The sequence below is a fragment of the Exiguobacterium sp. RIT341 genome (assembly GCF_000632205.1).
Lineage (GTDB): Bacteria > Bacillota > Bacilli > Exiguobacteriales > Exiguobacteriaceae > Exiguobacterium_A.
This window is the reverse complement of sequence record NZ_JFYW01000011.1, coordinates 20,563-40,915: the sequence shown is the minus strand read 5'-3', so window position 1 is coordinate 40,915 and position 20,353 is coordinate 20,563. Positions and strand designations below refer to the sequence as shown.

16 protein-coding genes are annotated in these 20,353 nt (G+C 48.3%); 4 read left to right on the top strand and 12 right to left on the bottom strand.

Translation table 11 applies throughout. The annotated features are described in order from the left end of the window. Positions 1-26 precede the first annotated feature (26 nt). Positions 27-761, top strand: coding sequence for a phosphonate metabolism transcriptional regulator PhnF (gene phnF / locus BW42_RS13835; protein WP_081780439.1), 735 nt, complete (start codon positions 27-29; stop codon positions 759-761). A gap of 56 nt (positions 762-817) precedes the next feature. Here the strand turns inward: phnF and BW42_RS13830 are convergent, their stop codons facing one another. The 5 genes from BW42_RS13830 to BW42_RS13810 all read right to left on the bottom strand — a co-directional run bounded on the left by BW42_RS13830 (position 818) and on the right by BW42_RS13810 (position 8,262). Continuing rightward, entirely contained in the window at positions 818-1,927 is a 1,110-nt protein-coding gene (locus tag BW42_RS13830; protein WP_231496922.1) for an LCP family protein, read from the bottom strand. A 324-nt stretch (positions 1,928-2,251) separates the two neighbouring features. Further along, complete coding sequence (gene nagB, locus BW42_RS13825; RefSeq protein ID WP_035412346.1) at positions 2,252-3,013, bottom strand: glucosamine-6-phosphate deaminase; 762 nt, start codon at positions 3,011-3,013, stop codon at positions 2,252-2,254. After that, complete coding sequence (gene nagA / locus BW42_RS13820) at positions 3,010-4,167, bottom strand: N-acetylglucosamine-6-phosphate deacetylase (protein WP_035412343.1); 1,158 nt, start codon at positions 4,165-4,167, stop codon at positions 3,010-3,012. Before nagA ends, nagB begins: the two co-directional genes overlap by 4 nt. Positions 4,168-4,351: 184 nt before the next feature. Continuing rightward, positions 4,352-6,910, bottom strand: coding sequence for a bifunctional lysylphosphatidylglycerol flippase/synthetase MprF (mprF, locus tag BW42_RS13815; RefSeq protein ID WP_035412340.1), 2,559 nt, complete (start codon positions 6,908-6,910; stop codon positions 4,352-4,354). Continuing rightward, a complete protein-coding gene (locus BW42_RS13810; protein ID WP_035412336.1) occupies positions 6,907-8,262 on the bottom strand; it encodes an MATE family efflux transporter in 1,356 nt (451 codons plus the stop codon). The genes mprF and BW42_RS13810 overlap by 4 nt, the downstream gene beginning before the upstream one ends. Positions 8,263-8,354: 92 nt before the next feature. On the opposite strand from BW42_RS13810, the gene BW42_RS13805 reads away from it, so the two are divergent. Beyond that, a complete protein-coding gene (locus BW42_RS13805; protein ID WP_035412333.1) occupies positions 8,355-9,143 on the top strand; it encodes a CHAD domain-containing protein in 789 nt (262 codons plus the stop codon). Here the strand turns inward: BW42_RS13805 and glsA are convergent. The 3 genes from glsA to BW42_RS13790 all read right to left on the bottom strand — a co-directional run bounded on the left by glsA (position 9,134) and on the right by BW42_RS13790 (position 13,634). After that, a complete protein-coding gene (gene glsA / locus BW42_RS13800) occupies positions 9,134-10,066 on the bottom strand; it encodes a glutaminase A (protein WP_035412330.1) in 933 nt (310 codons plus the stop codon). The genes BW42_RS13805 and glsA overlap by 10 nt on opposite strands. Before the next feature lie 127 nt (positions 10,067-10,193). Beyond that, positions 10,194-12,770, bottom strand: a complete 2,577-nt coding sequence (gene clpB / locus BW42_RS13795; protein WP_035412327.1) for an ATP-dependent chaperone ClpB — start codon at positions 12,768-12,770, stop codon at positions 10,194-10,196. 6 nt (positions 12,771-12,776) lie between these two features. Then, positions 12,777-13,634, bottom strand: a complete 858-nt coding sequence (locus tag BW42_RS13790; RefSeq protein WP_035412324.1) for a DnaJ C-terminal domain-containing protein — start codon at positions 13,632-13,634, stop codon at positions 12,777-12,779. 195 nt (positions 13,635-13,829) lie between these two features. Between BW42_RS13790 and BW42_RS13785 the strand changes: the two genes are divergently transcribed. Beyond that, a complete protein-coding gene (locus BW42_RS13785) occupies positions 13,830-14,024 on the top strand; it encodes a YwbE family protein (RefSeq protein WP_023467094.1) in 195 nt (64 codons plus the stop codon). A gap of 55 nt (positions 14,025-14,079) precedes the next feature. On the opposite strand, the gene BW42_RS13780 is transcribed toward BW42_RS13785, so the two are convergent. From BW42_RS13780 to BW42_RS13770, 3 genes are all read right to left on the bottom strand, one after another. Beyond that, on the bottom strand, positions 14,080-15,255 hold the full coding sequence (locus tag BW42_RS13780) for a M20 family metallopeptidase (RefSeq protein ID WP_035412321.1): 1,176 nt from the start codon (positions 15,253-15,255) through the stop codon (positions 14,080-14,082). Between the two features lie 13 nt (positions 15,256-15,268). Continuing rightward, the gene (locus BW42_RS13775) at positions 15,269-16,123 is read right to left on the bottom strand and encodes a MurR/RpiR family transcriptional regulator (RefSeq protein ID WP_035412318.1); all 855 of its coding nucleotides are present in this window, start codon (positions 16,121-16,123) and stop codon (positions 15,269-15,271) included. Positions 16,124-16,383: 260 nt separating this feature from the next. Beyond that, positions 16,384-17,562 (bottom strand): CamS family sex pheromone protein, encoded by a 1,179-nt coding sequence (locus tag BW42_RS13770; protein WP_035412315.1) that lies wholly within the window; start codon positions 17,560-17,562, stop codon positions 16,384-16,386. Positions 17,563-17,696: 134 nt separating this feature from the next. Here BW42_RS13770 and BW42_RS13765 point away from each other — a divergent pair, with 134 nt between their 5' ends. Next, positions 17,697-18,278 (top strand): class D sortase, encoded by a 582-nt coding sequence (locus BW42_RS13765; protein WP_035412313.1) that lies wholly within the window; start codon positions 17,697-17,699, stop codon positions 18,276-18,278. 74 nt (positions 18,279-18,352) lie between these two features. Here the strand turns inward: BW42_RS13765 and ligA are convergent, their stop codons facing one another. Continuing rightward, entirely contained in the window at positions 18,353-20,347 is a 1,995-nt protein-coding gene (gene ligA / locus BW42_RS13760; protein ID WP_035412310.1) for an NAD-dependent DNA ligase LigA, read from the bottom strand. Positions 20,348-20,353: the final 6 nt, after the last annotated feature.

Below are 20,353 nucleotides of genomic sequence, written 5' to 3'. Positions count from 1 at the left end.
TACCGATCGCGAAGGGACGAAATGCCGTGATTCAGCATATCAATAAAAATTCACCACTCCCCATTTACTATCAAATTGAAGCTGCCTTAAAACAACAAATCGAAAGCGGCGTCCTTCAACCTGGAGATTTGATTCCGTCCGAGCGCGAATTCGCCGAGGCCCACCAAATTAGCCGAATGACGGTTCGTCAAGCCATTTCAAACTTGGTCAACGCTGGTTACTTGATTCGTCAAAAAGGACGAGGAACATTCGTCGCGAATAAAAAAATCGTCATGCAACTTTCCGGTTTGACGAGTTTCTCGGAAGAGATGGAACATCTTGGACTAGAACCGACGAGTGCGCTCCTCTCCTATCAAATCATCGACGCGTCGATGACGATCGCAAATAAGCTCCGGATTCGTGAAGGCGCATCCGTATATGAATTGAAACGTTTACGTATTGCTGATGAGCAAGCTCTTGCTCTTGAAACTGTCTACATCCCAGAGCAACTCTTGCCTGGACTCGATCAAGACGTCGCGACCGCATCACTCTATGCATTTGCTGAAGCGAGTGGATTAAACCTCGGACGTGCGAGTCAAACGTTTGAATCACGTCTCGCGACAAAGGAAGAAGCGAGTCACCTTGGCTTGTCGACCGCTTCGCCTGTCTTATCCGTCGAGCAACTGACGTATCTCGCGACGGAACAACCGTTTGAATACGTCATCTCTGCTTACCGAGGAGACCGATATACCTTCACTGTCGAAATGGAACGCCAACGCTGAAAAACCCCTCGAATCGCCATGCTGTGACGGTGATTCGAGGGGTTTTCGTGTATAGATTACTGCGCAGGGATCGTTTCTGTCTCTGGTGCTTGTTCTGTCGTATCTTGTACAGCATCCGTTTCATCTGCGATCGGCTTGACTTCTTGACCTTGCATCGCTTTCGCTAAGTTGCTCTTCACTTGTTCCAGTTGATTCGGATCGAGGTGGTATTCCCATTTCCCGCTAATGCCGATATAGCCTTCTCCAGCGAGCTGATACTCCGTTGTGTCACGGAGTGCTGCAGTGAAATCTGCTAAGCGTGTGTAATCATTCGGTCCTAAGTTTGTTTCAACATTATCACCCACGGCATCCAAAATATCACGGTATGCACTGAGCGAACGGAAACTTGCCGCTTCTTTTGCGACCGCTTGAATGACTTGCATCTGTTTTTGTCCGCGACCGATATCACCGAGCGGATCATCATGACGGTTCCGGACATAGGCCAGTGCCTGTTCCCCCGTCAAATGTTGCTTTCCTTTATCAACGGTGATGGTACCCGCTTTACGTTTTGAATCTTGTTCTTTAAACGCATACCGTACATCGATATTGACACCATCTAATGCATCAATCAATTGAACGAATCCTTGGAAATTAACTTTGATGACGTGATCGATTTGAATCCCGAGTAGGTTTTCTGTCGTTTCACGTGCTAATTTAATGCCGTTGTAGGAATTCGATTTATCCATCGAACCGAAGTAAAGGGCATGTGTGATCTTATCTTGCTCAACACCTGTCTTGCCGTAAGGGATATCATACTTCGAATAATCGATGTTCACGAGTGAATCACGTGGGATACTCGTCAACACTAATTGCTCCGTCTTTTTGTTCAAAATTCCGACGATCATGACGTCTGAACGAGCTGGTTCATGACGTTCCTTGCTTTTTTTCGTTTCATCCGTTCCGAGAATCAAGAATGATTCAGACGGAACATCATCATATTTAGAGCTCACTTTTGAGCCGGGAATCTTAATCTGCGTCTTTGCCAATGTTTCTTGCGTTTTGATAAAAACAGCTCCAGCATAACCAGAACCGATGATTGTGACGAGCAGGACGAGTGCAGCGACGACTTTCATGAACATCTTGCCAGCACTTGGCTGTCTCTTTCGTGCGGATCGCGTTTCCATCATGTAAACCCTCATTTTCATGTAAATTTTCCGTAAAGTTCGCTAATCTCCATTATCCGGACATTTAATGAAATGTCAATTTACGTTTCGATTAAAGAAACCGCACAGAATAGTTGCATCTAAAATAATTCCGGTATCGTAGCACTTTGCCTGATTAGCATGAATGCTACCAGCATGTCGTCTTTCGTGATTTCCTTACCTATCTCGCCTTAAAATATAAAATCGCATGAGACCGGGCTTTATTCCCTTCTTTCAAGAACTACAAAAAAGGTACAAAGCCAATTGATGGGGTGGCTCTGTACCTTCTAATTCATTCGTGTTTCTCCATCATGCTTGCATGAAATTCAAATAAGCAGCCCGCCCTGTACGTTTAGCGTCATCTGACAATAAAGAGGCGGCCTCTTCGTCGAGGATCACCATGACATCGGCATGGCGTTTGAGTACGGTCGCCGGACAATCCGTTGTCGCGACCCCTTCCATCATATCGCGGACGGCTTCTGCCTTTCGTTCGCTTGAAGCAACGAGAAGGATTTTTTTTGCTTCCATGATCGTACCGATTCCCATCGTGATCGCTTTCGTCGGCACTTCCTCCAATCGATCAAAGAAACGTTGATTCGCTTCTCGCGTCGATTCCGTTAATTCCGTCACGTGTGTCTTCGCATCGAACGGCGTACCCGGTTCATTGAAGGCGATGTGTCCATTCGCTCCGATTCCGAGCAATTGGATATCGATTCCTCGCTTGCGCACGAGCGCCTCGTATCGTTCACTTTCTTTAACCGGATCTTCCGTATTCCCGATTGGTACGAAAGACTCCTTGAAACGTACATCATTAAACAAGTGTTCTTGCATGAACGTATGGTAGCTTTGTGGATGTTCTGGGCTGAGACCGACATATTCATCTAGATTGACCGTCGTCACATGTCTGCAGTCAAGCGAGTCCTTCCGCCATTCTTCATACACACCGACTGGTGAACTGCCCGTCGCAAGCCCTACTGTTAATCCTTCCGGATGACGCTCAATTTCCTGTTTCAAAAATTGATACGCCACATGCGCTAATTCTTCTCCTTTTTCTACAATCATCCATTTCATGAGGTAGACTCCTTTCCGTTCGTGATCCGGTATCGCGTACCACGATGAATCGTTTCTTGAATGTGTAATCCCTCGTCGAGCAACACAATATCCGCATCCTTACCGACCGAGAGACTTCCCTTTTGTGTCAACTGAAGCTCTTTTGCCGCATTGACCGATGTCATACGAACCGCTTCTTCGAGCGTACAACCTGTATAGGCGATGATGTTTCGTAAAGCGGCGTCCATCGTCAAAATACTTCCGGCTAAACTACCATTCTCAAGGCGTGCCGCACCGTCTCGAACGAATACAGCTTGTCCCCCTAACTCGTATTCACCTTCTGCGAGTCCTTTGGCGCGCATCGCATCCGTGATGACGATCAATCGATCTGCACCCTTCATCCGGTAGGCGAAGTCCACCATTTCCGGTGCACTATGAATCCCGTCCGGAATGATCTCGGCATAGACTTCCGGCGTTAGGAGACAGTACCCGACTGTTCCCGGTTCCCGGTGATGCAGCGCACGCATTTGATTGTAGAGATGAGTACCATGGGTGACATGACCAGCTTGGTTTTGGGTATACGTCGCATCCGTATGGCCGGCAGACGGAATCGCACCCGTTAATCGCACTGCCTCCTCGAATGCACGCGCTCCCGGGCGTTCTGGGGCATAGGTCACGAGTTTGATCGTATTGCCAGACGCTTCCTGCCATTTCAGGAACTGTTCGACATCGGGTTCAACGATATATTCGCGCGGTTGCGCACCAGCATAATCCGGGTTGATAAACGGTCCTTCGAGATGAACACCGACGATCGTCGTGTCCTTTTCCTCAACGACTGTTCGCACCGTCTCGAGCGCTCGTGTGATGTCTGCCCAATCTTGGGTGATCGTCGTCGCTAAAAAGGACGTCACGCCTTCTTGTAACATCTGTCGGCTGAAATGATGCAACCTTTCGGCATCTCCATCCATGACATCGACATCATATCCCCCATGAATGTGCACATCGATCATTCCAGGAATGAGTGATTGATGGTGCGCATCAATCGTCTCTTCTCCTGCGATTTCCTCAAATTCCGACATTGTTCCAATCGCCTCGATGGTTCGGTCAAAGCGAATGAACCCGTCTTCAATCGTCTGCTCTCCCGTGTAAATCCGGGCATTGATGATCACTGTCATCTGGCATCACCCTTTCTCTATCCGTTCCATGACTTGCTTTCGTATTTAGTATAACGTGATTATTTCTAGTTGTATAGACCTTTATACATTTGAACTGAAATTGCAAAAGGGCGATCCCGTTTGTCATTAGACAAAGGGTCGCCCTTTGTATACCCGTCTACTGCCATCTTCATGCGTCAGTCGATCAGGGTAATAAAATTCGGTCTTTCTTTCGAGAAATCAGACGCGTCGCTTTTAAGATTGCTATCGGTAACGATTGCCGCTTTCGGTAAGCAAGGTAGCGCCCTTCCCATTTTGGATCGTATTTTTCTTTGTATCGTCGTAGACCCGTGAAACTATACATGTAACGAATATTATTGAAGACATCTGCCGCCACACGTTCTTGCCAGAAGGACGTTTCATCCTCGCCGACGGACGAGAGTGGCGCCATTCCCATGTTGAATGTCCGGTAGCCTTCTTCTTTCGCATATTCGAATAGCCGAATGAACATCGCATCCATGATCCCGTTCGGTCCGTCCGGTCGAAAACGCATCAAGTCAATCGATAGGACCCCCTCTTGGTAAGCAGGCATGAACGTCATGAATCCGATCAACCGTCCTTCCGCTTCACGCATGATGCCGATTGGTGCTCGATTTAAGTAAGGTTTGTGGAAGTAACCGAGTGAGAAGCCTTTTTCAGACTTCCCACCTAACCATTCATCCGAGACCTCTTGCAGTTCTGCTAACAATGTATCCGAAAAAGGTGGCTCGATCACTTCAAACGTCATACCTTCTCGTTCAAAGCGATTTTTAATCGAGCGAAGTCCAGCTCGTTTTTTTCCTGATACGGTGAAAGACGGAATATCGACGATCGCTTCTTCGCCGAGTTTGAAGAAGTTGAAGCCGAAATCATGATACAGCGACATGTTTTGTGCTTGAATCTGATAGATGTTCGGAATGTATCCGAGATCTTCGACACGGCGCAGGAAGGAGGCGATGACTTGTGAATGCTCCTTTGGATCTCCACTTGGATCACCGAGTACCATGATCCGGTTGCCAGTCTGACTGAACTGAATGAACGAACGACCTGTTTCGGAAAAGAAGAAGCGCTTATCTCCGAGAAACGCCAAATGGCTCAAATAATTGCCACCCTGTTCACGTAATACCGTTTCGATTTTTTCAGCATCGAACCGCTCCCCGAGCACCGGTTGATTAAATGTGTTAAACAAGCGTATGAAAACTAATCCATAAACGAGCGCAAAGATGGATGAGCTCGCGGCAAACATGAAAATCTCATGCGACGGATACACTTCTGTTCCGTCTGCCGACCCGAGTGTATAAAAAGCGTATCCGAAAAAGACGAACCCGCCAATGTACAACAGACCAACGAACGCAACCCGGATGAAACGCGACGTCGTAATCAGTGTCCGTTCCCGATGAAACGCGTTACGAGACATCAGTAACAATCCGAGGACGACGACGACGGCAAGGAAGGAAATCAAGTTAAATCCACGAAGTGCCATCCCGACCAGCGCGAAGAACGATGCGCCATACATCATATACAAGGAACGCTTCGTTCGACGATAGAGCGCCGTCGATAAGAGGACAAATAATAGTCCGCCCATCAAAAAGAAACTGTTTGCGAGCAACAACGCTTCATGGGGCAATTTAGATTCCAGATATTCATATTGTGTCGAGACCGGTGGCAAAATCGCTAGCCCCCAGATCGTGATACCCGCGACAAGCGTAATCAACGCTAAGGTGAAGTGACGAATTTTACTGAGGAATCGCAATTGCAAGCGCCAAATGACACCCCCGACCTCAACCGACGGACCAACAATGGGTTTATCTTCGATCATCTTGACGACTGGACCACTAAACTCTCGAGCCGAGAAGACGACACCGATTAAGAAGGGAATTAAGTAATAAACGAGACGATAAATCAATAATCCCGTCAAGACGATGCCTTCCTCGACTCCTGCACGTTGCATGCCGATCAAAAAGACTAAGTCGAATGAACCGAATCCGCCGGGTACCATCGAAATCAAACCGGCTGTCGCAGCGATGATGAAGACACCGATCACTTTTGCAAAACTGACGTCTGTTCCGAGTGCTGCCAAAATGAGATAGACGACGACACCGGCACTAAACCACTCCGCAAACGATACAACGGAGTATAAGGCAATCGATTTCGGATGAATGCTGCTGTTCCCACGTCGAAACGAGAACAATAGATAGAGCGGGAAGAATAAGGCAACACCGATGATGACAGGCCATAACCATTTCTTCATTTCAAGCACTTCAAACGCTGGGAAGACGTGCAAGAGGGATAACGTCGATAAGATTGACAAACCGCTAATCAATGTCGGCGCCATCCAACCGATCGCTTTCAACAGGCGTCCGCCTTCAACGAATGGTCGATACAGGGCGGACCGGATGGCCACCCCTGCGAGACCTCCGAAACCGATGATGCCATTAAAGGAGTTCGCAATCCAGGACGCTCGGAAAATCAATCCGACTGGTGCTTTTGCTTCTAGCGAGCGCAACAAAAAGAAGTCATAAAAGAACATTGTCGAGACTGCCACGAGACCTGCGAGAATCAACAGGATGAACTGCCAAGATGGTACTTGGCGGATCGCTTGAATCGATTCCTTTAGAGACAAACTGCGTAATTCATTTTGTCCTTGATAAAAAATGAATCCGATCAAGACGATCGGCAAGATGATCTTCGCAATCGTCATGAGCCGTTGTTTTGAGAATTTCAAGATGCCAGCCTCCTTGATTTACGGATTAAGTACATAAGACGAACAAGCAATAGTGTCGCTCCGACCGCAAGACCGATGATCAATCCCCACCAGTATCCATCTGGTCCAAGTGCTGTGTAGCGTTCAAGATAAAAACCTAATGGTAGTCCAATGACCCAGTAGGCTACGATCGTCAATAAGAAGGTGACGTTGACGTCCTTGAACCCACGTAGTGCACCTTGCGTTGGTGCAGCGACGGCATCTGACAATTGGAAGAAAATCGCGAGAATCATAAAGTGTGCAGCTGCTTCGATGACTTTTGGGTCTCGACTATATAACGCTGCGAGTTCTTCATTCTTTAAGTACAACAGGATACCGGAAAACACGGAAACCGCAACACACATCGTCAACCCGATGCCAACATACTGAACCGCATCCTTGATCCGTTTAGCACCGACCTCGAAACCGACTGTGATTGTCAATGCGGACGCAGCGGACAACGGAATCATATAGACGAACGAGGCGAAGTTGATGGCAGCCTGATAGGCACCGATGATGACGTCGCCATACGCTCCAAGCAACAAGGTGACGGCTGAAAAAATACTGACTTCTGAAAAAATCGCGAGACCGATCGGCGCACCGAGTAGAATCAATTCCTTGATCCGCTTCATGTCCGGACGGTAAAAACGTCGGAGAACACCAAGACGCTGGAACAGCTCTCCTTTCATGACGACAGCGATGATTGCTAGACAAAGAATCCAGTACGTGATGGCAGTCGCAACTCCCGCACCGACACCACCGAGTTCCGGAAAACCGAAGTTTCCGAAAATGAATAGATAATTGAAAAGGACGTTAATGGGTAAAGAGATTAGTAGTAAGACCATCGTAATGTTCGATTTTCCTAATGAATCGATGAGTGTTCGTAAGACGAAGAAAACGAACATCGGCACGATGCCGAGCGCTAGCATCACGAGATAGTTCCGCGCGACTTCGCGCGCTTCTACCGATAACTCCATCCGCTCGAGAATCGGATTGACAGCGAGAAGTCCGATGACGACTGTCAAACCGATGATCACGACAGCGACGTACAACGCCTGCATGACGATCCGTTTGACTTCCCGCTCGCGTTTCGCTCCCATCGCTTGGGAAACGAGCGGCGCGACGGCAAGTAGAATACCGGTCAATCCTGTGTAAACAGGTGCCCATAGACTCGTTCCGACACCGACTCCTGCTAAATCAGCAGAGCCATATCGACCGGCCATGACCGTATCAAAAAAACTGATTAAATAAAACGCGACTTGCGTTACGAGAATTGGAAAGAAGATTTTCATGAATTGTTTCATCTTTCCTGAGAACGTAACTGTTTCTAACATGTTTCCACCACATTTCAGGAGGAGTCCTCCTTAATTTTAAAACGCATCATTCTTGAACTCTTACGAAATCAATCCAAGGAGGGATTCATCTCATGAACCATCGAGATACTGAAAAGCTAACTTTTGAACTACTCGAGACCTGGTCTACCTTCAATCATTATGCCAAAGAATCACAAACGTTTGAAAATCCGGAAGATATCCATCAAGCCCGGATTCGCTTGCGGAAACTGATCACGTTCGCTCGATTGGTCGAGTTGACGGAAGAACCCGTCTATTTGATTTGGAAGCGTCTGATGCACGCCTTCGGTGAAGTGCGCGATCTCGACGTACAGCTCGAAGCGACTTCGAAAAAAACAGAAATCGACCAATTGTTCGCAAACCATGTCGCCTTACAACTCCAAGGAAAACGTTCGACCTTGATTGAGACGATGCATCTCTTGATCTCAAATGAACTAGATCGATCCGTCCGTCGATTTTTAGCGAGTCCGATGACAAAACGCCTCAAGCGGATGTCAGAAAAAGAACTGATTCATGCCGCGGAGAAACGCTATGAGAAAAAACGTGAACAATTTGAAAAAGTACAACGAAAGGATGGTCCAAAACGTATCGAACGGATGCATGAGTTGCGGCTTGCGACGAAAGCGTACCGCTATACGGTCGAGTACTTGCGTCCCTATACGAATCAACCGAAGTCCGCTGTCGATCGTCTAAAAACTACCCAGACGCAACTCGGACATATCAATGACACGTATCAGCGACTAGAAAGATGGCGGTCATTCGAGGTTCCGACTGCTTATCAAGCAGAGCGCTTGCATCAGATCAAACGCTTAGAGGATGAACTGCGTAACGCACTCGATCAAGTTGAGATCGCTCACGGGTGACGTTGAACAAGTAGTTCAAGCATCTTTGTTCCGGCAATCGAATTGCCTTTCGCGTCAAGGGAAGGACCAAACACACCGATTCCGAGATCAGCCATATCGAAATCACTTCTACCACAGGCAACGACCGCACCGGAAACACCACTTTTTCCAGGAAGTCCGACTTGGACAGAAAATTCTCCAGATGCATCATACATGCCACATGTCGTCATGATGGCCCGGATGATTCGTGCGTTACGACGCGAGATGACTTGACGCCCGGATGGCGTTTTTCCAGATGTACTTAAAATTTTCCCCATCATGGCAAGTCCTTTACAGTTCGTCAAAATCGCACATTGTTTCGTGTAGACGTCGATGATCTCTTCGACGTTGCCTTCGATGACGCCGTGATAGCGCATGAAGTAGAGCAACGCTCGGTTCAAATCTGTTGTTTCGAATTCTGATTCAGCGACATCTGCGTCATATTTTACCATTTCTACTTTAATATCCAATAGTTTTGCGATGAATTGACGCAATTGCAGTAATTTATCCGCAGCATCCGTTCCCGGCAACATGCTGGTCACTGCTAGTGCTCCTGCATTGATCATTGGATTGAGCGGTTTTGTCGGAATCGTCTCTTCAAGTTTCGCAATCGAATTGAACGCATCACCCGTCGGTTCCATCCCAACTTTCGAAAAGACATAATCTTCTCCGAATGTCTCGAGGACGAATGCCAGTGTAATGATCTTCGACACACTCTGTAATGTAAACATCGTATCCGCATCACCTGCCGAAACGAACGTCCCGTCGGCATTACAGACAGCGATACCAAGTTGGGTCGGATCAACTTTCGCAAGCTCTGGGATGTAACTTGCGACTTGTCCAAGCACCGTATACGGACGACACTCCTCAATCAACTCCTCAAGTTGGGCTTGTGTAACATTCATGGCGTTCCCTCTTTCTCTTTTTTTCTAGCTTATCACGCATCTGGTGGATGCGGATATGGTTCTTCCGTAAACGCTAAAAGGAGTCGACTCGTTTCAGCCGAGTCGACTCCTTTTTCTAGCATCTGCTTTATCCGTTTACGACTAGTTCACCGTCTGCTACATCGATCGCAATCTGGGAACCATCTTGAATCGCCCCACTGATCAAAGCTCGGGCAAGCTTCGTCTCAATCGTCCGTTGCATATAACGGTTGATTGGACGCGCACCGTATTGCGGTTCGAATGCTTCTTCAAAGATCAGCGTCTTCGCAGCATCCGTGACATTAATCGTAATGCCGCGTCCAGACAAGCGAGAAGTCATCTTCTCGACCGCTTTGTCGATGATTCGTTCGATCTCTGTCCGGTGGAGTGGATGGAACAAAATCGTATCATCAATCCGGTTTAAAAATTCCGGTCGGAAGTGACGCTTCAGTTCTTGGCGAACGGCTTCTTCTTCCGCCGCATCGATGACACCATCTTTTGCTGCTTCAAGCAAGATGGGCGCACCGATGTTTGATGTCATGATGACGATCGTGTTCTTGAAGTCGACGACACGTCCTTGCGCATCTGTTAACCGACCATCGTCGAGCAACTGAAGCAAGATATTGAAGACATCTCCGTGCGCTTTTTCGATCTCATCGAATAGAAGAACCGAATACGGGCTCCGTCGGACGGCTTCCGTCAATTGACCGCCTTCTTCATAACCAACGTATCCTGGAGGCGCACCGACTAGGCGGGAGACATTGTGTTTTTCCATATACTCCGACATATCGATGCGGACGATATGATCTTCACTATCAAACATCGCTGCCGCCAAGGCTTTTGCAAGTTCTGTCTTCCCGACTCCTGTCGGACCGAGGAACAAGAACGAGCCGATCGGACGATTCGGATCCTTGATACCTGCTCGCGCTCGAATGACAGCATCCGCGACGAGACGAACCGCTTCGTCTTGACCGAAGACACGCTCATGAAGCGTATCCTCGAGATAGAGTAGCTTTTCCCGTTCGCCCTGCGCGAGCCGCGTCACTGGAATGCCGGTCCATTTCGAGACGATGTCGGAGATTTCTTCTTCCGTCACCGCTTCCCGAACCAGTTCGTGGGAGACGTGTTCAGATGATTCTTCCGCGACTTTCAGACGCGCTTCAAGGTCTGGAATTTGACCGTACTTGATTTCTGATGCCCGGTTTAAGTCATAGCGCCCCTCGGCTTCTTGTAACGCCAGTTTCGCTTTCTCAAGATCCGCGCGTAACTGTTGGACACTTTGCGAACTCTCTTTTTCCCGTTCCCATCTTGTCCGAAGCGCACTCTCATCTTCTCGGGCAGAACTGAGTTCTTGCTGTAAGACGGCAAGTCGTTTCCGGGATGCTTCATCCGTCTCTTTCTTTAATGCTGCTTCCTCGATCTCGAGCTGCATGACCCGGCGGACGAGGGAATCGAGTTCAGCCGGCATCGACTCCATATCCGTCCGAATCATCGCACATGCTTCATCGACGAGATCAATCGCTTTATCTGGCATGAACCGATCCGTAATATACCGATCGGATAACATCGCCGCCGCGACGAGTGCATTGTCATGAATCCGCACACCGTGGTGAATCTCGAACCGTTCCTTTAATCCACGCAGAATAGAAATCGTATCCTCGACATCCGGTTCCGCGACGAGGACTTGTTGGAAGCGACGTTCGAGCGCTGGGTCCTTTTCGATATACTTCCGGTACTCGTCAAGCGTCGTCGCACCGATACAGTGCAATTCTCCTCGCGCAAGCATCGGCTTGAGCATGTTTCCGGCATCCATTGCGCCGTCCGTCTTTCCGGCACCAACGATCGTATGCAGCTCATCGATGAATAAGAGAATCTGTCCTTCGGCTTCCTTGACTTCATTCAAGACCGCCTGCAGGCGCTCTTCGAACTCACCACGGTATTTTGCACCAGCGACGAGCGCACTCATGTCTAAACTGAACAACTGCTTGTTTTTGAGACTCTCGGGTACATCTCCTCGGACGATCCGTTGCGCGAGTCCTTCAACGATTGCCGTTTTCCCGACACCAGGTTCTCCGATTAAGACGGGATTATTTTTAGTCTTCCGACTTAAAATCCGGATGACACGTCGAATTTCATCGTCACGACCGATGACTGGATCCGTTTTCCCGGACCGGAAGTCCGCTACGAGATCGCGTCCATATTTTTTCAGCACATCAAACGTCTCTTCGGGATTTTTCGTCGTGACCTTGCGATTGCCTCGCATACTGACGATCGCTTCCCGAAGTGTCTCTTCCGTAATGCCTTGACGACGTAAATATTGAGTTGCTGGACTTGATTGTTTGATCAGGGCTAATAATAAGTGCTCAACGGAGACGTAGTCATCCTGCATGAGTCGCGCTTCCGTCTCCGCTTCCGTCAACACGTTCAGCAACGAGCCCCCGATCCGTGGCGTCGTCGCCTGGGACAGAGCCGGAAGCTTACCAATCGCTTCGTCAATCGCTGCATTCAATGTCTCAATCCGTTGATTCAACTTTTCAAAAATGACCCGTGCAATTCCCTCTTCTTGAGCAAGTAAGGCAAGTAACAAATGCCACTCTGTGATTTCACTATGACGACGTTGTTTCGCAATCGCTTGGGCAGAGACGATTCCCTCATGTGCCCGATTCGTTAAACGTTCAAAATCCATCCTTGATCACTCCTTCACTGCAAGTTGACGTTCCCACTCTTCATAAAAGGCGCGGTCCATCTCAGGTAACTTGACTTCGAGTTGGACGAGTAATGCCCCACGATGACCATTCGCTTGACTCAGACCACGATTTGGAATCCGAAGTCGTGCTCCTGGTTTTGTGCCCGGTTTGACTTTCAGTTTAATTCGTTTTCCTTCAAGTGTATCTGCGACGACTTCTCCTCCAAGTACAAGTGTCGTCGGATGAACGCGGACGGTCGAGATGACGTCTTGGTCGACCCGTCGGAACTGATCGTCATCCTTCAGGTGAATCGTCACGTAAACATCTCCCGCGACACCTTGTCGGTTACGCATCGAACTTTTTCCACGTAAGCGGACTTTTTTGCCGTCATAGACATCTTTCGGTAGCGTCAACTGAATCGAACCAGTCGCAAGACGCACCGTGACTTTTTCATTCGTACTGAGATGACTGAGTGGAACCGTCAATTCAAGCTCTTCATCGGTCGACACTTCTTCCTGACTAAAGAACGAACCGAACATGTCTTCAAATCCGAACGATTGTCCAGGTCGTGTCCGTCCACCACCTCCGAACTGTCGGAACAGATCTTCATAATCTCCAGCGCCCCCAGCTCCAGCACCTGCCATCCGGTCGAAGTTACTGCCGTATCGATCGTACTGGGCTCGTTTCTCCTCATCCCCAAGCACATCGAAGGCTTCTTGGATATCCTTGAAGCGCTGGTCCGCACTCGCCTCCTTGTTGACGTCTGGGTGATATTGCTTCGCCAGTTTGCGGTACGCGCGCTTGATATCTTGATTCGATGCATCCTTTGCGACACCGAGTGTTTGATAATAGTCTTTTGCCATTCGAGTTCACTTCCTTTTCCTATACTTCATTACCTTAATTATAAAAGTCACATCTTAATTGGTCAAATATAGTCAAACTTTTTTCTGACATTCTGTTCTCTTTTCACTTTACGTCCTTGCGACAAACAAGTTTCACCGGCTGAACCATGTTATACTGATAGCCAAACAGGAAATGAACGATGGGAGGATCTACAGATGGACGGTAAAACACGTAAAAATATCACACCTGGTCTTAAAGTCAGCATCGTGTTGAAACAAGATCAACGAACAGGTAAACGAACAGAAGGCATCGTTAAAGACCTTCTCACGAAATCACCGCAGCATCCGCACGGGATCAAAGTACGCCTAGAAGACGGACAAGTTGGTCGTGTTCAAGAAATTTTAGGTTAAAAAGACAATAATCGCTCGCCCTGATTCCTTTTCGGAGTCAAGACGAGCGATTTTTTCATGCTTCAGCAGTTTGTTCTAAATACCGCCACGTTGCTTCGACTAGAATACGCGCTGCGTCAAGCATCGCTGGCTCTTTAAAATCAAACTGGGGATGATGATGCGGTGGATAGGAAGCGTCCCCGGCTCCTGTAAAGAAAAATGCACCGGGTACGTGTTGCAGATAATACGCGAAGTCCTCGCCGCCCATTGTCGGTTCGATTTCAAATACATGCTTGTCTCCTAAGATTTCTCGTGCGACGGATTCGATCAATACGGTGGGTACCGCATGGTTGACGACAGCTGGATACCCTTTTTCGTATGTAAATTGATACGTCGCTCCGACCGCCTGACAGATTCCTTTGATCGTCTGCTCCATCCGCTCAATGATTTCGTCCGCTGTCGCTTCATTAAACGTTCGGACCGTTCCTGTTAATGTCGCTTGATCTGCGATGACATTAAACGTATCCCCCGCGTGCAACGTTCCGACGGTCACGACTGCCGGCTCTAGCGGATTAAGTTGACGACTGACGATCGATTGTAATTCCTTGACGATCGTTGCCCCGAGTAAGACAGCATCAATCGTCTCGTGTGGCTTCGCACCGTGTCCGCCTTTTCCATATAAGATCAGCTCGAACTTATCAGCCGCTGCCATGATCGGACCGATTCGAATACCGACGTGTCCTTGATCGATCGTTGACCAAAGATGCGTTCCGAAGATGACATCGACCCCTTCAAGACAACCGTCGGCAATCATATCTCGCGCACCACCCGGGACGACTTCCTCCGCATGTTGATGAATCAAGACGACATTCCCCGGTAACGATTCCCGCTGTTGCATGAGCGTCTTTGCGACGGCAAGCAACGTCGCCGTATGACCGTCATGACCGCACGCATGCATCACGCCCGGAACTGTCGATCGATACGCGACCTCTTTTCCGTCAGCAATCGGTAAAGCATCGAAGTCGGCACGTAACGCGACGGTCTTCCCCGGTTTTCCTCCACGAATGTACCCGACGACACCACGTCCACCCACTCCTGTCTTGACTTCGATTCCGAGCGTTTTTAAATGTTGCGCGATATAACGCGGTGTCTCGACTTCTTGAAACGATAACTCCGGGTGCTGATGGAGATAACGACGACGCTCCACCATTTCCGGATACAACGCGTCTAGTCCGGCAGTTCGTTCTGACATGTATGTATCCCCCTTATTTTTTTTGATGCAGTGTCTTAACGCTTTTCCGCGTAAATTGGAGACGTTCGAGTGTATCTTCATAGTGTCCCGCAGCATAGGACAAGAATAAGACGTCAATCGCAAACAGTTGAGCCAGTCGTGAACTGAGTGCCGCGCTACGAAGCGGTGCTTCCGGTGCGCGCGAAGTCCAAAGCGCAATATCTGCTAGTTGGCTGATCCGATTGTCCCCAAAACGCGTCAGACTAATAACCTTTAACCCTTGGATTTTCGCCAAGCGAATCAACTCGACGACTTCTTCTGTCTCACCACTGTAGGAAATCGCAAAAAAGACATCTTCTGGGCGTGCATTTGCTAAAATCGTCGCAAGTAGATGCTGATCCGTTTCTTGAATCGCTAGTTTCCCGACACGCGTCCATTTTTGAGCAGCGTCTTCCGCTACGACATGTGACGCCCCGATTCCGTAAAAATAGATTGCACGTGCTTGGTCGATAACGCCGATCGCTTCTGCAATCCAATCATCATTTAACTGCTTCGCTGTATCCTGCAACGCTTGAATACTGTTACTAAGCGTTTTTTCAATCAAGTCGACCGGACGTTCATCCTTTTCGATATCATGATATCCTTTTAAATCCGTGCGTGCCGTATCAGCCGAAATCCGCATCCGCAGCTCTGGATATCCCTTTAATCCGAGTGCACGGCAAAAGCGAACGACTGCAGCAGCACTTGTATCCGACTCCTCTGCGAGTTGGTGGATCGTCATGCGCGCAATTTGGTTCATATGCGTCAAAACGTAGTCTGCGACTTTTCGTGAGGACGATGGTAGTTCTTCTCGAACTGCTCCGATTTGTGAATAGATACCGCCATTCATCTAGATCTCTCCTTTATCATCTTCTTTAAAAGAACTGGCGATTCATCGCGCCGTCCCCGTTTATAGAACTGTTCTTCTTCCATTATGCTCTCTCCTACTGACTTTCGTAAATCTAAAAAATGGGAAAGTGAAACAAAATATCATTCTTCTTCCATACCCTTCCTTTCATACTCATATACTTCTATCTTCAAGCGTTCGTCATACAAAAAAGCGACATTCCGCTAAATAAGGAATGTCGCTTTATAAAGTAAATGGAGAAATCAACGAATCTTGACGATTGGTTTTTTTGTATCCGGATCGAGGAATAGCATCGCTTCCGTATCACCGTTCAAGTTCGTCACAGTGATCGTCGTCGGAATGTTTCGATTATATTCCCAGCGATTCTCAAGCAGGTACGTCACGTACTGAACGAATGCGACGAGTTCTGCTTTTCCGTAAAATTGAACGGGAATCTTCATTTCAAGCTTTTTAAGTTCATCTTCTTGATAGAAGCCTTCCCCCATCATACCGGTGTAGTTCGGGAAGTAGTCTTCTAGACGGTCTTTGAATAAATCAAATTTCGCCGCATCATCACGAACATCATTCGTTGCACGTGCTGACGGGTAGTAGTAATAGCGTTCATTGTAGTTCTTCCAATCATTCGCGCTGATTTGATTCCCGCGACCGATGAATGCAGACGAGAGATAATGACCGGAAACCGGTGAACCTTCTTTTTCCTGGAGGTAGAGGGCGACGTGAATCGGTGTCGTCTTCATACCCTGCGTCTTACGCATTTTCTTGACTAAATTGTTTGCCATCCGCTTCCCTTCAGCAACGACTTTCTTTTCATCAAGTTTAACGGTATAGGTCGGTCCATAGTTTTCATCTTGGAAAACATACTCACTATTTAAGACGAGAGCGATTGATGTACCACCGAGTTCAAGCTTCTTATCTTCTTCAAGCATGTAGTCTTGCTCTAAGATATGCGATAGAATCATAGGTGACTTTTGATTTTTTTCTTTATATGACTTACCTGACGTGTAGGCTGGGTTTAAACCTTCAGGATCGCTGACGCCATCGCCTGCTTTCCCTTTTCGTAACAACCATTTTGCGATTTGGTCGGCTTCGAGTAACTGACCTTCTTGGTAATAGTATTTTTCCGGATCAAAAAATTGTGTCGAATGACGCATCAATCCTGTTTCGATTTCATCGAGTTCAAGACGCGAACTGACACGCTTTTGTGTCATTCCACGTGCGACGCTTGGACGAAACGGTAAGACCGTCCGGTAATACGAATCCGTCGTATCAATGGCTGGACTGACGACGGCTTGGACTTCCTTACCTTGTTCACTTTCAGTAATGACTTCTTTTGTATCGCTACTTGGCGAAAGGTCGAACGAACAAGCACCCAAAAATAACGTGCTCGATAACGTCAACGCTACTGCTTTTTTATAGTTCATCTCTATTTGCACCCCATGTTTTCAAATCGTTCTCTTTATCATAACAGAATCGTTTTCCATCGGGGAAGGACAAGTTTTCCCCTGTTTTTCAAAAAAGATGATGCGCCCTCACGCATCCGAAAGGACTTTTTATCATGACACGCCGTAAATTCATCGGTCTGCTTTTTTTGTTAGCAGGCATCGCACTCATCGTTTGGCCCTTCATCAGTGATTATCAGCGCGAACAAGAAGCTGAACATTTAAAGAAACAATGGACCAACAGTCTAAAAATCGTCGATGCAAAAGAAACCAAACAACCTCTTGCAAAATCAGGTGTCGGATTACTCTCGATACCAAGCATTGATTTTGAACAAGTCATCTTAGAGGGGTCGACGACAGCAGTCCTCGATCGAAGTATCGGTCATATTCCGAAAACCGGATCGCCTGGAAAAGGCAATTATGCGCTCGCCGGACACCGAAGCTTCACAGAAGGTCTCCACTTCAATCGTCTGCCTGACGTCAAGAAAGGCGATACCGTTATCGTCACGACGAAAACACATCGGTATACGTACCGGATCACGTCAAGTCGTCTCGTCACACCGACGACGTTGTCCGTTCTCAATCAATCCGTCGCCTCTCCGACGATTACGTTGATCACTTGCGATCCACCGGAAACGGCAACGAATCGTCTCATCAAACAAGGTACCTTAATTCGAAGCGAGACGATTGCTTCGTGACAATTGGATCAATACGAATAAAGGAAGGCGGAATCCCGCCTTCCTTTATTCATTTAGTTCATATAGCAGTGGTCTTAAGCCTCGTGTTTGGCTAATTCTTCTAACAGACGCGCTTCATCCCAAATTTCGATGCCGAGCGATTCTGCTTTCGTCAGCTTAGAACCTGCCTTTTCCCCTGCGACGAGCACGTCTGTCTTTTTACTGACGCTTCCCGTCACATCGGCACCAAGTGCTTCAAGACGCTTCCCTGCCTCTGACCGTTTTAGGCTTTCGAGTGTTCCCGTCAAGACGATCGTTTTTCCACCGAGCGGTGCATTCGTCTGATCAACTCGTTCACCAAGGAACTGTTGATTAACACCGAGTTGTTCCAAATCACGAATCAATGCTTGTGCTTCTGGGTGCTCGAAGTACTTTACGATGGAGTCCGCGATTTTCCCACCGATACCATCGATCGCGACGATCTCCTCGTAGCTAGCTGCCGCAATCCCTGCTAACGAATCAAAACGTTCCGCTAAGAGATACGCCGCTTTTTGACCGACGAGTCGAATTCCGAGACCAAACAAGAGACGTTCGACTGAGTTCTGCTTCGAGGCTTCGATCGCCGCAAGTAATTTATCAACGGACGTCTCACCCATTCGGTCGAACGTCAACAACTCGTCGCGATCGAGTCGATATAAATCGGCAATCGTCCGGATTGCTTCATGGTCATACAATTGACGGACGACTTTTTCACCGAGACCATCGATGTTCATCGCTTGACGCGAAACGAAGTGAATGATACCTTCCATCAATTGCGCTGGACATTCCGGACTGACACAGCGGATGTCGACTTCGCCTTCGAGACGGACGAGTTCCGATTGACAGGCCGGACAATGGGTCGGGAAGACGATTGGTGTCTCTTCTCCCGTTCGCTCTGCCGTGACGACTTGTACGACTGCCGGGATGACATCTCCCGCTTTTTTGATGATGACCGAATCTTGAAGGCGAATATCTTTTTCGGCGATGAAATCAGCGTTATGCAGTGTTGCATACGTCACCGTCGATCCTGCAACGACGACCGGTGCAAAACGGGCACGCGGTGTCACTTTCCCGGTCCGACCGACACTGAAATCAACGTCTTCGACTGTCGTCATGACTTCTTCCGCCGCAAACTTATAGGCTGTCGCGAAGCGGGGACTTTTTGCTGTGAAGCCGAGCTCTTCCTGATCATCGTATCGATCGACTTTCAGGACGATTCCGTCGATCTCATATGGCAGGCTCGCACGTGCTTCTGTCCAATGTGCGATGTAGGCAAGAATCTCTTCGACCGTCTCACACGTCTGCATATGTTGATTGGTCGGTAAGCCAAGTGAAGCGAGTTGTGCCATCGCTTCGCTATGTGAACGAGCCGTCAACGTATTGACGCCGACGCCATACACGAACAACGACAGATTACGCGACGCCGTGATCGACGAATCCAGCTGACGCAGACTACCTGCTGCCGCGTTACGTGGATTCGCGAACAACGTCTCTTCCCGGCTTGCCCGGTCTTCATTCAATCGTTCGAACGATTGTTTCGGCATATAGGCTTCACCGCGAACTTCGACCGTCTCTTCTGCCTGCAGACGAAGTGGTAAGGCTTTGATTGTCCGTAGATTCTGCGTGATGTTTTCGCCGACTGTTCCATCACCCCGCGTCGCCCCACGAACGAATCGACCGTCTTCGTATTTCAGCGAGATGGCAAGTCCATCGAATTTCAGTTCGGCGACATAAGTTGTCGAACGTCCGAGCGACCGCTCAATCCGAGCGACCCATTCGCGAATTTCTGTCTCATCAAAGACGTTTCCGAGTGACAGCATCGGTAAGTCATGCGTCACTTTCTCGAACGCTTCAAGCGGTGCTGCACCGACGCGCTGCGTTGGCGAGTCTGGTGTGATCAGTTCCGGGTGCGCTGTTTCTAGCTCCGTCAGTTCACGAAGCAATTGATCGTACGTCGCATCTGGTACCGTTGGTTGATCCAGTACATAATATTCGTAGCTATATCGGTTCAATGTTTGACGAATCTCATCTATACGCTGGCTTGCATCCATCTGTGG

Bases quoted from the DNA above. Each gene is read 5' to 3' on its own strand.
- ligA (WP_035412310.1), bottom strand. From the start codon at position 20,347: ATGGATGCAAGCCAGCGTATAGATGAGATTCGTCAAACATTGAACCGA.
- BW42_RS13765 (WP_035412313.1), top strand. From the start codon at position 17,697: ATGACACGCCGTAAATTCATCGGTCTGCTTTTTTTGTTAGCAGGCATC.
- glsA (WP_035412330.1), bottom strand. From the start codon at position 10,066: ATGAATGTTACACAAGCCCAACTTGAGGAGTTGATTGAGGAGTGTCGT.
- clpB (WP_035412327.1), bottom strand. From the start codon at position 12,770: ATGGATTTTGAACGTTTAACGAATCGGGCACATGAGGGAATCGTCTCT.
- BW42_RS13785 (WP_023467094.1), top strand. From the start codon at position 13,830: ATGGACGGTAAAACACGTAAAAATATCACACCTGGTCTTAAAGTCAGC.
- BW42_RS13790 (WP_035412324.1), bottom strand. From the start codon at position 13,634: ATGGCAAAAGACTATTATCAAACACTCGGTGTCGCAAAGGATGCATCG.
- BW42_RS13805 (WP_035412333.1), top strand. From the start codon at position 8,355: ATGAACCATCGAGATACTGAAAAGCTAACTTTTGAACTACTCGAGACC.
- nagA (WP_035412343.1), bottom strand. From the start codon at position 4,167: ATGACAGTGATCATCAATGCCCGGATTTACACGGGAGAGCAGACGATT.
- BW42_RS13830 (WP_231496922.1), bottom strand. From the start codon at position 1,927: ATGATGGAAACGCGATCCGCACGAAAGAGACAGCCAAGTGCTGGCAAG.
- BW42_RS13770 (WP_035412315.1), bottom strand. From the start codon at position 17,562: ATGAACTATAAAAAAGCAGTAGCGTTGACGTTATCGAGCACGTTATTT.
- BW42_RS13810 (WP_035412336.1), bottom strand. From the start codon at position 8,262: ATGTTAGAAACAGTTACGTTCTCAGGAAAGATGAAACAATTCATGAAA.
- BW42_RS13780 (WP_035412321.1), bottom strand. From the start codon at position 15,255: ATGTCAGAACGAACTGCCGGACTAGACGCGTTGTATCCGGAAATGGTG.
- BW42_RS13775 (WP_035412318.1), bottom strand. From the start codon at position 16,123: ATGAATGGCGGTATCTATTCACAAATCGGAGCAGTTCGAGAAGAACTA.
- nagB (WP_035412346.1), bottom strand. From the start codon at position 3,013: ATGAAATGGATGATTGTAGAAAAAGGAGAAGAATTAGCGCATGTGGCG.